The organism is Novosphingobium sp. 63-713, from assembly GCF_001898925.1.
Taxonomy (GTDB): domain Bacteria; phylum Pseudomonadota; class Alphaproteobacteria; order Sphingomonadales; family Sphingomonadaceae; genus Novosphingobium.
Genome location: NZ_MKVS01000046.1, coordinates 109,067 through 122,951, shown reverse-complemented (window position 1 = coordinate 122,951; position 13,885 = coordinate 109,067). Strand labels below are relative to the sequence as shown.

At 62.7% G+C, this 13,885-nt stretch carries 10 protein-coding genes; 5 read left to right on the top strand and 5 right to left on the bottom strand.

Going from position 1 to position 13,885, the window contains the following annotated elements:
• Positions 1–105: 105 nt before the first annotated feature.
• From BGP00_RS17910 to BGP00_RS17900, 3 genes are all read right to left on the bottom strand, one after another.
• Positions 106–2,244 carry a PQQ-dependent dehydrogenase, methanol/ethanol family gene (locus tag BGP00_RS17910; RefSeq protein WP_292691449.1) on the bottom strand — a complete coding sequence of 713 codons (2,139 nt, stop codon included), beginning with the start codon at positions 2,242–2,244 and terminating at the stop codon, positions 106–108.
• 174 nt (positions 2,245–2,418) lie between these two features.
• Positions 2,419–3,261 (bottom strand): class III extradiol dioxygenase family protein, encoded by an 843-nt coding sequence (locus tag BGP00_RS17905; RefSeq protein WP_292691451.1) that lies wholly within the window; start codon positions 3,259–3,261, stop codon positions 2,419–2,421.
• On the bottom strand, positions 3,254–3,667 hold the full coding sequence (locus tag BGP00_RS17900; RefSeq protein WP_292691453.1) for a protocatechuate 4,5-dioxygenase subunit alpha: 414 nt from the start codon (positions 3,665–3,667) through the stop codon (positions 3,254–3,256). Before BGP00_RS17900 ends, BGP00_RS17905 begins: the two co-directional genes overlap by 8 nt.
• 315 nt (positions 3,668–3,982) lie before the next feature.
• On the opposite strand from BGP00_RS17900, the gene BGP00_RS17895 reads away from it, so the two are divergent.
• From BGP00_RS17895 to mtgA, 4 genes are all read left to right on the top strand, one after another.
• On the top strand, positions 3,983–4,342 hold the full coding sequence (locus tag BGP00_RS17895) for an EamA family transporter (protein WP_292691455.1): 360 nt from the start codon (positions 3,983–3,985) through the stop codon (positions 4,340–4,342).
• A complete protein-coding gene (locus tag BGP00_RS17890) occupies positions 4,342–5,589 on the top strand; it encodes a hypothetical protein (protein WP_292691457.1) in 1,248 nt (415 codons plus the stop codon). The genes BGP00_RS17895 and BGP00_RS17890 overlap by 1 nt, the downstream gene beginning before the upstream one ends.
• Positions 5,579–7,033, top strand: coding sequence for a UbiA family prenyltransferase (locus BGP00_RS17885; protein ID WP_292691459.1), 1,455 nt, complete (start codon positions 5,579–5,581; stop codon positions 7,031–7,033). The genes BGP00_RS17890 and BGP00_RS17885 overlap by 11 nt, the downstream gene beginning before the upstream one ends.
• A gap of 142 nt (positions 7,034–7,175) precedes the next feature.
• Positions 7,176–7,832: a monofunctional biosynthetic peptidoglycan transglycosylase gene (gene mtgA, locus BGP00_RS17880; RefSeq protein ID WP_246870313.1), complete on the top strand. Its 657-nt coding sequence runs from the start codon at positions 7,176–7,178 to the stop codon at positions 7,830–7,832.
• Positions 7,833–8,174: 342 nt separating this feature from the next.
• Here mtgA and BGP00_RS17875 read toward each other — a convergent pair whose 3' ends face one another.
• The gene (locus BGP00_RS17875) at positions 8,175–10,706 is read right to left on the bottom strand and encodes a TonB-dependent receptor (RefSeq protein ID WP_292691461.1); all 2,532 of its coding nucleotides are present in this window, start codon (positions 10,704–10,706) and stop codon (positions 8,175–8,177) included.
• A gap of 325 nt (positions 10,707–11,031) precedes the next feature.
• Here BGP00_RS17875 and BGP00_RS17870 point away from each other — a divergent pair, with 325 nt between their 5' ends.
• Positions 11,032–12,015: a cation diffusion facilitator family transporter gene (locus BGP00_RS17870; RefSeq protein ID WP_292691463.1), complete on the top strand. Its 984-nt coding sequence runs from the start codon at positions 11,032–11,034 to the stop codon at positions 12,013–12,015.
• Between the two features lie 270 nt (positions 12,016–12,285).
• Here BGP00_RS17870 and BGP00_RS17865 read toward each other — a convergent pair whose 3' ends face one another.
• Positions 12,286–13,608, bottom strand: a complete 1,323-nt coding sequence (locus BGP00_RS17865) for a dihydroorotase (RefSeq protein ID WP_292691465.1) — start codon at positions 13,606–13,608, stop codon at positions 12,286–12,288.
• Positions 13,609–13,885 lie beyond the last annotated feature (277 nt).

The window sequence follows — 13,885 nt, the reverse complement described above, 5'->3', positions numbered from 1 at the left end:
GTTCGCCCGCGCTATTTTTAATGTATCATTCCATAGCAATCTGCCAAGCCGGGCGCGAGACGGCCCATCGCGTTTATGTCTCGCGCCCTCTGTTTTTCAGGCCCCCTATTTCTCGCCCAGAGCCTTGTCCTCATGCGCGCGGGCGATGACGTAATGGCGGATCGCGTCAATATCCTCGTGGCTGAGCTGCGCCGACCAGCCGATCATGCCATTGGCCTTGAGCGCGCCGTCATGCACGATGGCCTGCCACGTCTCCGGGCTGCCCAGCGCCGCGCTGTGGCGCAGGTCGGGCACCACGCCGCCGCCGATGGCCGCATCGCCATGACACACGCCGCAGAAACGGCCGAACGTATTGGCGCCCTTGGCCACCACGTCCTTGCTCGCGGTCTGCGCCGGGGGATCGAGCGGGCCGAAATTGGGGTCGGGCTTGGCGGGCAATTGCGCCTTGCCGCCCAGTTTGAACACCAGCAGGCGGCTGATATTGCGCACCGGCCCCGATTTCCACGCCAGCGCCCCTGTGGCCAGCGGCCAGATCCCGCCCCAGCCCGCCATCACGGCGACATATTGCTGCCCCTTGACGGTAAAGGTGACAGGCGCGGCGATGACGCCGGTCTGCGCGTCAAACGACCACAGCTTCTTGCCGTCCAGCGAGGAATAGGCGACGAAATCACCCTTGGCCGTGCCTTGGAACAACAGATCGCCCGCCGTGGCCAGCAAGCCGCCGTTCGACGGGCCGGGATAATCCACCCGCCACTTCTCGGTCTGGGTCACCGGATCCCACGCGATCAGCGCGCCCTTGGTGGCCGCCTTGGCCGCCTCGCGCACGTCATTGTTGGCAGGCATTGCGGCAGCGCCCTGGTTCAACCCGTTGTTGAAACCATATTTGGCCGCTTTCCACTTCTCATCAGGCACATAGGGGAAGGCCGCGATATTGGCCGGGATGAACATCAGCTTTTGCCGGGGATCATAGGCCATCGGCTGCCAGCTATGCGCGCCGCCCGCGCCGGGCATCGAGACGAAGGGCTTGCCGGTCTTGTCAAACCGCGCCTCGGGATTTTCGATCGGGCGGCCGGTCTTGGGGTCGAGGCCCGTGGCCCAGTTTACCGGCACGAAATTCTTGCCCTTGATGAACTGCCCGGTCTGGCGGTCCACCACATAGAAGAAGCCGTTCTTGGGCGCATGCATCAACACTTTGCGCATTCGCCCGTCGATCATCAGATCGGCCAGAACGATATGCTGGCTGGCGGTGAAATCCCATGTCTCACCCGGCGTTTCCTGGAAATGCCAGACATATTGGCCGGTCTTGGGCCGCACCGCGACGATGGAGGACAGATAGAGATTGTCCCCCCCGCCCGGCGAGCGATAGGACTGGTTCCAGGGCGAACCATTGCCCACGCCGATATAGAGCAGGTCGAGCGCCGGATCATAAGCCATCGAATCCCAGACGGTACCGCCGCCGCCCAGCTTCCACCACTCGCCCTTCCACGTCGCCTCGGCGCGCTTGAGATATTCGGCCTTGTTCTTGCCCGGCTGATCCGGGACAGTGTAGAATTTCCAGAGCTGCTTGCCGGTGTTGACGTCATAGCCCGCAACATAGCCGCGCACGCCCATTTCCGCGCCGCCATTGCCGATGATGACCACACCGTTCACCACGCGCGGGGCGCCGGTGATCGTATAGGGCTTGGTCCGGTCCACCGTCACGGTCGACCACAGCAGGCGCCCGGTGGCGCGGTCCAGCGCGATCAGGCGCCCGTCCAGCGTGCCGTAGAACAGCTTGTCGCCCCATGCGCCCATGCCGCGATTGACCACGTCACAGCAAGCCTTGACCGCCGTTTCGCCCGGCACTTTGGGGTCATATTCCCAGATCAGCTTGCCGGTCAGCGCATCATAGGCCTTGGCCTTGGACCAGGCCGTGGTGGTATAGATCACCCCGTCGATCACCAGCGGCGTGGCTTCCTGCCCGCGCGTGGTGTCAAGGTCGGCATACCATGCCAGCCCAAGCTGATTCACATTGTCCTTGTTGATCTGGGTCAGCGGGCTGAAGCGCTGTTCGTCATAGGTGCGGCCATGGCTGAGCCAGTTGTCGCCCTTGTCTGCAGATGCGGCAATGGCGGCGGCATTGACGGCCAGCCTGACCTTTCCGGCGCCCGTCGCGCCGCCGGCATAAGCCAGCACAGCGGCCCCGGCCAGCAGACCACCCAACCACAAGGCGCTTTTCGCCCCTGACTTTGCTTGCGCTTGCATAACCTCTCCTTCGGCGCCGACATTCTTCGGCGTCTCGACTGTATGCAATGCTTACGGTTTTTGGAGAGGTGGTCAAGGGGGAGAAAAGGTAACAATTGAAAGCAATGACCCCGCCATCCTGCCCCGCCGACGATGGCGGGTCAAGAGGACGGGGTTTACGCCAGAGGCTTGATTTCAGGCCGGTTCCATCAGCATGGTGGCCGCCGCCGTGTTCGAAATCGGGATGTGGTAATTGCGGTGAATCTCCTGAACCGGAGCTTGGCCCAAGGCCCCGCGCGCCGCGATCCAATTGAGCACTTCGACGCCCTGCGTACCGGCCTTGCGCACCATCTCGTGGATCGAATCCTTGGTCAGCGCGACGGGATCGACCGAAAGATTATCCATGCAGAATGTGTCATAATCGCGGTTGATGAAACCGGCTCGCTCGCCGTCCAACTGGTGCGACAGGCCGCCCGTGCCGATGATGACGATCCGTTCGTCGCCCGTCCAGCTCTGCAGCGCCTTGTTCACCGCCTGACCCAGCGCCAGACAGCGCTTGGCCGAGGGCAGCGGGTGCTGCACCGTATTGATGGCAAAGGGCACGATCTTGACCGGCCATGCCTCAACATCGGGCCATGCCAGTTCAAAGGGAATCGAGAGCGCATGGTCCACCAGCATCTTCTGACAGGTGGTGATGTCGAACTCATCCTCAACCAAGCTGTTGATGATGTGCCAGCTCAACTCGGTATGCCCGGCAAAGGGCTTGTAGATCGGCAGGCCCCAGCCCTCGTCGGCATTGTGATATTCGGCCGCCGCGCCCACGGCAAAGGTGGGCATCTTGTCGAGGAAGAAGTTGAGGCCATGGTCATTGTTGAACACAATGGCCACATCGGGCTTCACCTGCGCCAGCCATTCGTGAACCTTGTGGAACCCGTCGAAAAAGGGCTTCCAATAGGGTTCCTGCTGCAGCCCCTTGTGGATCGCGCCGCCGATGGCGGGCACATGGCTGGTGAAATAAGCGCCTACGATTTCAGCCATGGACCTTCTCCTTCCCAATCATGGCGCCATGCGCCTCGTCATAGGTCTGCCCCGCGCCTTGCGCCAGCAGCATCGCCTTGAAATCATCGACCGGAACCCCGGTCTGCATCGAGCCGACATCCTGCACGTTCAGGCCGAAAATCCCGGCCAGCTTGGCAAGGTAATAGATGTTGCCGCCCGCCGCGATCATGCCCAGCACGCTGCGCTCGGCCACGGCTTTGCGCTGCTCGGGCGTGAGGTGGAATTTGGCGCAATAGGCTTCCTCATCATCAAGGAAGGCCTGACGATTGGCGGCGTTGTTAAAGGAATAGCACATGGCGTTGAGCTCAAAGCCCTTGGCCGCAGCATCGCCATCGAACAGATGGGTGCCCGGAATCGGCTCGCTCACATTTTGCGGTCCAGACATAGTGGCCTCTCCAGATCATGCAGCCCGCCATCCGCGATGGCCGGCCTGACCTTCGTGTGCATCACTTACAATTGACCGGCCCTCTTTGATCCCGATCAAGCGGGGGCCCCGGCAGCGGCCCCTTGCGCATTGAGATGCAGCGCGAGTCATAAATTTAGACGAATTCCCGACTCCATCTCCCTTGCGTCCCGCCGGTGAAATTAACCTGGCGCGGCGCATCGTCTCATTCCGGCACAGGGGGGAAATGGCCATGGTTACCGCGCTTCCTGCGTGGCCTCTTTCACGAGATAGGAGAGGCTACCCAAGGAGGAATCGATGCAACCGGCCCTTTTGATGCTGATCCTGACCAGCGTGGCCATGTCGGCTATCGCGCAATTGCTGCTCAAAATGGGCGTGGGGTCGGTGCGCGCCGATGGGGCGGGGGCGGGGCTGGCCTTTGTGCAATCACCATGGGTGATCGCGGGCTTCGGGCTTTATGGGCTTGGGGCGATCCTGTGGCTCTATGTGCTGGCCCGCCTGCCGCTCAGCGCGGCCTATCCCTTTGTCGGCCTCGGCTTCATCCTGACCATGGCGCTGGGCGTGCTGGCGCTGGGCGAGAGCCTGAGCCCGATCCGCATCGCAGGCACCTTGCTGATCGCTCTGGGCTGCGTCTGCGTTTCAAGGAGCATCGCGTAATGGCCGCCACCCCCGCCCCGGCGCGCGCGCCTGCGCTGTCGATCAATTCACTGCTGCTGCTGGCGGTCACGATCCGTCTGGCCGCCCATTTCGCCCTGCCCCAGCCGCTGCAGAGCGATGGTCTGGCCTATTTCACGCTGGCCCAGACCATGGCCGACGGCGAATGGCCGGTCGACAATCTGGGGCAACATGCGTTCTACTCCATCGGCTATCCGCTGGTCCTTGCACCCTTCTTCGCGTTGCTGGGGGCTTCGGCGGGGGTGGCCTTTGGGGTCAATCTGGCGCTAGCTTTGGCCACGGGCGGGCTAATCGTGCTCTTGGCGCGTGAGGCGGGCTTAAGCGATCTGGGGCGCAAGCTGGCGCTGCTGGGCTATGCGCTGTGGCTGCCGGGGATCTGGAACTGCACGATGCTGGCGCGGGAAAATCTCTCGACGCCGCTGCTGGTGGCGGTGGTGTGGCTGGCCCTGCGCCTGCTGCGCTCGCCCTCCAGCCTCGGGCTGGCGGCGGCCACGGGCGCGGTCTGGGGCGCGGCCATGCTGGCGGGCACATCGGCGCTGCCGCTGATTGCCGCGCCTTTGCTGGCGCTGGTGCTGGGCGGGTCGGTGCGGCGCGCGGTGGTCCCGGCGCTGGCCATGGGCATGGGGGCCGCGCTGGTGCTGGCCCCTTGGGCTATGGCCACACAGGCCATGCTGGGCCGCCCCACGCTCTCCACCAACACCGGCTTCAACCTTTATATCGGCAACAATCCGGTGGCCACCGGGCGCTTCGTCTCGATCGCCGCCACGCCCATCGGCCCGCAATGGCACGCCTTGCGCGAAAACCTTGGCGAGGCGGGCGCCAGCGCCGCGCTGGGCGCGATGGCGCGCGACTGGATGGCGCATCATCCCGCCGAAGTAGCCCGCCTTGCCGCCGTCAAGCTGGCCGCTTTCTGGGCGCCCAATCTGCCCGATTCGAATGATTTCGCGCTCTCGCCCGCGGTCACCTACGTCCGCCTGTTCGAGGTCGTGCAGTACCTGCTGTTCCTCACGCTGGCAGGGCTGTGCCTGCTGCTGCCGGGCATCGAGCGGCCGCGCCAGATCGTGGTGATGGGCGCCATCACCGGTTTCTGGGCGCTCCACGGCGTCGCCTATATCATCGACCGCTATCGCGATCCCGTCATGCCTTTGCTGATCGTGATGGCATCGGCGGCGCTGGCCGAAATCGTCACCAACCGTCTGGCCCGCAGGGAGAGCCCCCATGCTGCATGAACGCATCACCGATGACACTGTTCTGGTGGTCGATCTGGACCGCACGCTGATTTCGGGCGATGTGGCGCTGGAGGCCTGTGTGACCGAGGCGAAGCGCGGCTTCGTGGCCCTGTTCGTCCTGCTCTGGACGATGATCCGGGGGCGGGCGCGGCTAAAGACCCTGCTGGCCCGGCGCGCACCGGTTAATCCGGCCTTGCTCAACTATCGGCCAGAGGTGCTCGAACTGATCGCCCATGCCCGCCGCCAGCGCCGCCGCGTGGTGCTGGCCAGCGCGGCCCATTGGCGCAACGCCCGCCGCGTGGCCGCCCATCTGGGCCTGTTTGACGAGGTGATCGCCAGCGGCGCCCGCCGCAACGCCAAGGGCGACGCGAAACTGACCGCGATCCGCGAAGCCTTGGGCCAGCAAACTTTCGATTACGTGGGCGATTGCAGCGCCGACCGCCGCATCTGGCGCGAGGCGCGCGTGGCCTATACCGTCGAGGCACCCACCGGCCTGCGCCACGAGGAACGCCTCGCCCCGGCGCGCAGCCGGTTGCGCGCGCTGGTGAAAGCCGCCCGCCCGCATCAATGGGCCAAGAACGCGCTGGTCTTTGTGCCGCTGGCCTCCTCGGGCCTGCTGGCCAATCCCCATGCCATCGCCCAATCCTGCCTCGCCTTTGCCGCGATGAGCCTGATTGCCTCCTCGGTCTATCTGCTCAACGACCTGCTCGATATCGAAAGCGACCGCGCGCATCCGAAAAAGCGCCGTCGTCCGCTGGCCAGCGGCGCCCTGCCCATCCCGCAGGCGCTGCTGGCCTGCATCGCCTTTGCGGGCGCGGGTCTGGCGCTGGCGTGGCAATTGGGCCTGCCCAGCTTTTCGGCCATGGCGACCTATTTCGCCCTGACGCTGGCCTATTCGATGCGGCTGAAGGCGGCGATGATCGCCGATGTGCTGACCCTCGCCTGCCTTTATACGATCCGCATCATCGCGGGCGCGGCGGCGATTGCGGTGCCGGTGTCGTCATGGCTGCTGCTCTTTTCGGTCTTCTTCTTTCTCAGCCTCGGCTACCTGAAGCGCTATGTCGAATTGCGCAGCAGCGCGCGCGAGCCCGACGAATTGCTCTCCGGGCGCGGCTACACCCGCTCCGACACAGAAATCGTCGCGATCAGCGGGCTGGCGGCGGGCATGGTTTCGATCCTGGTCATGGTGCTGTTTGCAGAGGCGATGGGCAAGACCGGCGCTTATGCCACGCCGCAATTGCTCTGGCTGCTGCCTCTGCCGCTGCTCTACTGGCTCAACCGCATCTGGATGATGGGCCGCCGGGGCCAAGTGGACAGCGATCCGGTCGCCTTTGCCATCACCGACGCCAAGAGCATTGCCGTGGGCGCAACGCTGGGGGGCATTCTGGTAGTCGCAAAATTCGCCGCCATCGGCCATTGGTTGCCGCAATTGGGCCTTGCGTGAAACGCTCTTTGGAATTGGCGTGATTTGGTGGGGGCGGCTTGAGGGTCGCCCCATCCCTCGTTAGATTGCCGCTATGGCACGCTTCTTTGCCCGCCCCGGGCCAACCCGCAGTTTCCGTTTCCGCCTCGGCTGGTATCTGGCCATGGCCATCCTCTGGTTTGTCGGCCTCTCGGTAGGCATTACGCTGCTCTATCGCGTGGTGCCGCCGCCCGTCACACTGACCATGCTGTTTGACCGCAACGGGTTCAGCAAATCATGGACGCCCCTCTCACGCATCGACCGCAAAATGGTGGACGCGGTCATCGCGGGCGAGGACTCCCGCTTTTGCGTCCACCACGGCTTTGACGGCGCAGGGATCGAATATGCGCTGGAACGCAATCTGGCGGGCGACGGCAGCAAATTGCGCGGCGGATCGACCATCAGCCAGCAGACCGCCAAAAACACCTTCCTCTGGCAGGGCAGCGGCATCACCCGCTATATCCGCAAAGGGCTGGAGGCATGGTTCACCGTGCTGATCGAAACCTTCTGGCCCAAGCGGCGGATCATGGAGATTTACCTCAATGTGGCGGAAACCGGCATCGGCACCTACGGCGTCGAGGCAGGCGCCCAGCGCTATTTCCACCACTCCGCCGCCAACCTGACCCAGATCGAGGCCGCCCGCATCGCGGCTGCCCTGCCCAGCCCGAAAAAGCGCGCTGTGGTGGGCGCCACCGGATTTACCCGCCGTCATGGCAACACCATCGCCAAGCGGTCCGGCGTGGTGCGGCGCAATGATCAGGATGATTGCATTTATCAGTGAGGTTTTTGGGGTGGCGTTTAGGTTGAGATGCCTCCGGCGGGCAAAGGCCGGGCCCTTTGCAATCCCATTACTGTCGGCGTTGCGGGTCCGGTTCGGCCAAAGTTGATGAGCGCAGCATTGGTATATTAAAGCCTGCGGCGCTGGCCAGCTCTCGTTTGCCGCGCCGCAGGCTTTCAAACTTCCCCTCCCCTACACACTTAGCCATGAACAGCGCGCCACCCCGTTCATGGGATTGCAAAGGGACAAGTCCCTTTGCCCGCCGGAGGCATAAAACCCATACCCCAAACAAAAAGGGCGCCCCACGCGGGAGCGCCCTCTCCGTTTTCCAAGGCCGGTTAAGGCTTAGAACGCCACGCTGAGCGTACCCACGACGGTGCGCGGGGTCGCCAGATAGACGGTCGGGATGGTGGTCGCACCAATCGGCGTCGACGAGCTGGTGAAGCCGCCGATGTAGAATTGGTTGAACAGGTTGGTGACGTTGAGCTGGATGAAGCTCTTGTCCGACTTCAGGCCGGCGATCGCCAGCTTCATGCGGGCCGACAGATCGACAGTGGTGTAGGCGGGCAGCGAGGCCGGGTTCACCTGAACATTCGAGCTGTTGTAAACCGGCAGGTTTTCAGAGTTGATATAGCGCTTGCCGTTGTTCTTGACCGAAACGGCCAGATCGAACGGGTCGAAATTGGCTTCGACGCGCGCACCGGCCGTATAGATCGGCACGCCCGATTCGCGCTTGCCTGCGGTGGTGTAATAGGTGTTCGTGCCATCGCTGCGCAGGATGGTGTTGCCGTTGACAACCGTGTTCGTCGCGCCCTTGCCCGCCAGAATGTCGGCCAGAATGCGCGACTTGTTGTACGAGCCGAAAGCATAGATCGAGAAGTGTTCGTCAACCTTCCAGGTCATCGTGGCGTCGAAGCCATACTTCTCCACCTTGCCCAGGTTGGTGTAGAGCGAGGTCTGGGTGTCCTGGTTATAGATCTGCGAGATCTTGTCGTAGAACATCGTGTACCACGCGCCCAACGAAGCGCTCAGACGACCCGCGCGCATACGCAGACCCACGTCGAAATTGTCCGAGGTTTCCGCCTTGGGGCTGCCGTAGGACGAGGTCACCGGATAGAAGAACGCATTATACAGCGTGTCCGTGCCGGGAACCTGAAGGCCCTTCGAATAGTTGGCATAGAGCGAAGCGCCCTGCGCCAGCGCGACGGTGAAGCCGACGTTGGGCAGAACCTTGTTATAGTTGTAGTTGCGCTGCTGGGGCGCGCCATAGGTCGGGTTCGCGACGGCATAGGCGGCCCGATCCTGCGGGCTGGGGCAATCATAGCCGCCCGTGCCGTTGGTGGCGAAGCAGAACGTGGTCAGGTTACGTTTGAAGAAAGGCGCACGGACACCGGCCAGAACATCGAGCTTACCGTCGAAGAACTTGCCGTTATATTCGCCCGAAACCTGATGCAGGATCGCATAGGACATCCGGTTGCGCTTTTCGATCGCATTGCCATACTTGTCCGTGATCGCCAGATCGATCGGGAAGTAGGTGGCATAATAGCCGGTCTGCGAATTCAGGAAGGTGATTTCGCCGGTCTGCTTGTGGCGACCGCGGTCATAGGAATAGCCGATGCGCAGCGTGTTGGTCGGGTTGATCTTCCAACGCAGCGAGGTCAGCAAGCCGATGCGATTGGTTTCGGTTTCGCTGGCATTGCCCATCAGGATGCTGCTGCTGATCACGCCGTCGCCGTTCACATCGCGGCCCGAATAATAGTTGCCGCCCACGAGGCCGACCATGCCGTTGGGGCCTGAGGCTTCGTTCAGCTTGCCCACGCCGCCGCCATTGGCCTTGGTGTATTGGAAGCTGGGGTCAACGGTCAGCGTCAGGTTGTCAGCCAGCGTGAAGCGGCCGTTCATGCGCAGGTTGGCCGTGCGCGAGGGATTGAAGCGGCATTCGAACGCGCCATAGCCGGTGTTCGAAGCCGACGAGCTGGTCGTGTCGGCGCAGTTGATCGTGTATTGCGCTTCGTCCCAGTTGTAGGGCGTGCGGCCGCTGCTCGACGAGTTGACCGGACGGCTCGCCGAATTTTGGGTGTAGAGCGACATCGAAGGCGCAAAATTGTTGCGGTTGAAGTTGAAGTGACCGGCAACCGAGATGAAGTCGCCATTGTCGCCCAGCGGCTGCTTCACCTTGAAGTTGAGCTGCTGCTTGGCCACCTGGCCGCCGGTGTTGGGCAGGAAGCGGTTCGAGGCCACCGAAGCGGCAAACCAGGCCTTCAGGCCCGAATTGGTGATGTTGCCGGTATCAACCGAGATGAAACCGCGCTTAAAGCTAAGGTCACCAGCCGAACCCACGGCCATCACCTGCGCCTTTTCCAGCGGATCGCGCGAACGATAATTGACCGTCGAACCCGAAGCTGCGGCCGTCGGGCTGTCCACGTCGGTCGAACCCAGGTTCACATTGACCTGCTCGATCAGTTCGGCGTCAAGCTGCTGGTTCGAATAGAGCGCATAGTTGCCGGTATCGTTGAGCGGCATACCATCGAAGGTCTGCGAAATACGGGTATTGTCGAAGCCGCGGATGAACATCGCGCCGCCCGACGAACCGAACGGGTCGGCATTGTAGAACGACACGCCCGGCACCATGTTGATCACTTCATTGATCGACTGGCCCGGCGTGCTCTTGGAGATGAAGGTCTGGTCCAGAACCTGCTTGGCCTTGGGCGTGGCGGGAATATCAACGCCATTGATCGCCTTGGCCTTGGTGCCGGTCACAACGATGGTGTTTTCGAAATCGACCGCGCCGGTCGACTGAGCGAAAGCGGGCGATGCAACCGCTGCTGCAATCGCGAATGAACTGACGGCCAGAGCCGAATTTTTAATAATGCGCATGCTGAATGCCCCTGCATGACAATTTTGTGTCAAAATCGCCGAAATGCCCCCGTCCGAGCGACGAAAATCATTCGGATGCAAAACACCTAACGATGTTTGAGAGGCTTCTAAACAGCGGTTTGTGACGCAATTTTGACACGGGACGGCGCGCGCGACAGGCTGATGCCGCAAAAGGCAAGATTGTTTCTCGCCTAATTGACATTGATGTAACTTTGTTACGACCTTGACGAAATTCATATGGAATTTAAATGTTGGCCCAAAATTCCGCTGTTGCGAATTGGGCCGCAGTGCGACATTTGTGCAACGCAGCAGATCGGGAAAAACCATGGGTATCGGCCACAATCACCATCATCATAACCATGATCATGGCGAATCGCATGGCGGCAACGATCACCATGGGCATCATCATGGCCATCACCATCATCACGGGGCCGGGGCCACCCATGGCCGCGCCTTTGCCGTGGCCACCTCACTCAACGTCCTGTTTGTCCTGATAGAAACCGCCGCCGGTTTCATCGGCCATTCGACCGCCCTGCTGGCCGATGCCGGGCATAATCTGTCCGATGTGCTCTCGCTTCTGCTGGCTTGGGGGGCAAGCCGTCTGGCCGCGCGGGCGCCCTCGCGCCGCTTTACCTATGGCATGAAAAGCGCCTCGATCCTGGCGGCTCTGGCCAATGCGGCGCTGCTCTGGGTCGCGCTGGGGGCGATCCTGATCGAGACGTTGCAGAAATTCGCCTCGCCCGAACCGGCGGCGGCGGGGCTGATGATGGCGGTGGCGGCGGCGGGGATCGCGGTCAATGGCCTCTCGGCCCTGCTCTTTGCACGCGGCAGCAAGGATGACCTCAACCTGCGCGCCGCCTTTCAGCACCTGATGGCCGATGCGGCAGTCTCAGCGGGCGTGGTGCTGGCGGGTCTGGCCATCCATTTCACCGCATGGAACTGGATCGACCCCGTCACCAGCCTCGTCATCACGCTGATGATCGCGCTGGGCAGTTGGTCGATGCTGAAGGAGTCCGTGCAGATGGGCCTGCTCGCCGTCCCCGCTTCGGTGAATGAAGAAAAGCTGCGCGCCTTCCTGCTGGCGCGCCCCGGCATTGCCGCGCTCCACGATCTCCACGTCTGGCCGATCAGCACCACCGACACCGCCATGACCGCCCATATCATTATGCCCGGCGGCCATCCGGGGGATGCCTTCCTGCATGGTCTGGCCCATGATCTGGAGCATGATTTCGGCATCGGCCATGCCACGATTCAGATCGAAACCGATGGCGGGCATGGGTGTGCGCTGCATTCGGATGAGGTGGTTTAAGCGAGGAGGTTTATGCCTCCGGCGGGCAAAGGGACTCGGTCCCTTTGCAATCCCATTAGGGCGGCGGCGCTTGGCTGGCCGCGCCACATATGATTAAAGCCTGCGGCGCGGCGATCCTACGCTGACCGGCGCCGCAGGCTTTAAAATTCAACCATCAAGCCCCGGCGCCAAACGCCGAGCCCGATACGCAACATAAACAGTAACGGGATTGCAAAGGGCCCCCGCCCTTTGCCCGCCGGAGGCATTCAAAGCCCCCAACCAAACCCCCGCTTACAACGCCCCCGCAAATTTCAACGGCTCACCCACCGCGCTGTTGGCCAGTTGGGCCTCCCACATCACCTGATGCCCGCGGATAATCGTGCCAAGGACGCGCCCCTTCAGCTCCATGCCGGTATAGGGCGACCAGCCGCAGCGGCTCTGCAGCCAGTCCTCGGTGACGGTGAACTGCCCCTTGAGGTCCACCACCGTAAAGTCGGCGTCATAGCCCACCGCGATGCGGCCCTTGGATTGCAGGCCAAAGATGCGCTGCACGCCCGCGCTGGTCATGTCGATCAGACGCGCCAGCGTCATCCGCCCGTTCAACACATGGTCGAGCATCAGCGGCAGCAGCGTCTGCACGCCGGGCATGCCGCTGGGCGAGGCCGGATAGGGCTTGGCCTTTTCCTCGATCGTGTGGGGCGCGTGGTCGGAGCCGATCACATCGGGCACGCCCTGTTGCAGCCAGTGCCACAGGCCATCAACATGCTCGCCGCTGCGGATCGGCGGGTTCATCTGGGCATAGGTGCCAAGGCGCGGATAGGCTTCCTCGCCGCGCAGGGTCAGGTGCTGAGGCGTGACCTCGCAGGAGGCGATATCACGGTGCTGGCTGATGAGTTCGAGTTCGGCAGGCGTGGTCACATGCAGAATGTGGATCGGCCGCCGCGCCGCGCGGGCCAGCTTGAGGATACGCTTGGTCGCCAGCAGCGCGCTTTCATCATCGCGCCATACCGGATGGCTCGACGGATCACCCTCAACGCGCAGATCCTTGCGCGCGTTCATGCGATCCTCGTCCTCGGCATGGATCGCCACACGGCGCGTGCCATGGGCCAGCACGCGGGCCAATTCCTCGTCATGCGCGACCAGCAGGCTGCCGGTGGAAGCGCCCATGAAGATCTTGACGCCCGCCGTGCCGGGAATGCGCTCGAGCTCGGCCAGATCCGGCGCGTTGGCGGCCGTTGCGCCGACATAGAACGCATGATCGCACCACATGCGATGGTGGGCGCGCTCCAGCTTGTCATGGACGCGCATCACCGAATCGGTGTTCGGATTGGTGTTGGGCATTTCAAACACGGCGGTGATCCCGCCCATCACCGCACAGCGGCTGCCGCTTTCCAGATCTTCCTTATACTCCAGCCCCGGCTCGCGGAAATGGACCTGGGAATCGATCACGCCGGGCAAAACATCCAATCCGGTGCAATCAATTCGCCGCGCCGCATCGGGAAAACTGCCTATACCGATGATTTTGCCATCGCGGACGGCCACATCAACCTGTGCGGGGCCAGAGGGAGTGTGGACAGTGCCACCGGTGAGGACAAGGTCTATCGCTTGGGTCATGCGTTGCGCTTTGCCACAGGTTGCCGGGAAGATGAAGGTTTAGATGCGAGGGACTCGTCGCTCGCGCTCCCGTGAATGTATGCGTTGCGCCTCGGGTTCGGCTTGGGGTGTCGGACGCGGCCTTTAAATTTTAAAGCCTGCGGCGCCCCCACTCCGCTACGAACCTTGGCGCCATCCCATTAACGGGGTTGCAAAGGGCCCCGCCCTCTGCCCGCCGGAGGCACCCATTAACGGCACAAACCCCCTTCCCTTTTCCCTTTATCATCCCCACCTATCC

Bases quoted from the DNA above. Each gene is read 5' to 3' on its own strand.
- BGP00_RS17905 (WP_292691451.1), bottom strand. From the start codon at position 3,261: ATGGCTGAAATCGTAGGCGCTTATTTCACCAGCCATGTGCCCGCCATC.
- BGP00_RS17865 (WP_292691465.1), bottom strand. From the start codon at position 13,608: ATGACCCAAGCGATAGACCTTGTCCTCACCGGTGGCACTGTCCACACT.
- BGP00_RS17875 (WP_292691461.1), bottom strand. From the start codon at position 10,706: ATGCGCATTATTAAAAATTCGGCTCTGGCCGTCAGTTCATTCGCGATT.
- BGP00_RS17890 (WP_292691457.1), top strand. From the start codon at position 4,342: ATGGCCGCCACCCCCGCCCCGGCGCGCGCGCCTGCGCTGTCGATCAAT.
- BGP00_RS17870 (WP_292691463.1), top strand. From the start codon at position 11,032: ATGGGTATCGGCCACAATCACCATCATCATAACCATGATCATGGCGAA.
- BGP00_RS17910 (WP_292691449.1), bottom strand. From the start codon at position 2,244: ATGCAAGCGCAAGCAAAGTCAGGGGCGAAAAGCGCCTTGTGGTTGGGT.
- BGP00_RS17900 (WP_292691453.1), bottom strand. From the start codon at position 3,667: ATGTCTGGACCGCAAAATGTGAGCGAGCCGATTCCGGGCACCCATCTG.
- mtgA (WP_246870313.1), top strand. From the start codon at position 7,176: ATGGCCATCCTCTGGTTTGTCGGCCTCTCGGTAGGCATTACGCTGCTC.
- BGP00_RS17895 (WP_292691455.1), top strand. From the start codon at position 3,983: ATGCAACCGGCCCTTTTGATGCTGATCCTGACCAGCGTGGCCATGTCG.
- BGP00_RS17885 (WP_292691459.1), top strand. From the start codon at position 5,579: ATGCTGCATGAACGCATCACCGATGACACTGTTCTGGTGGTCGATCTG.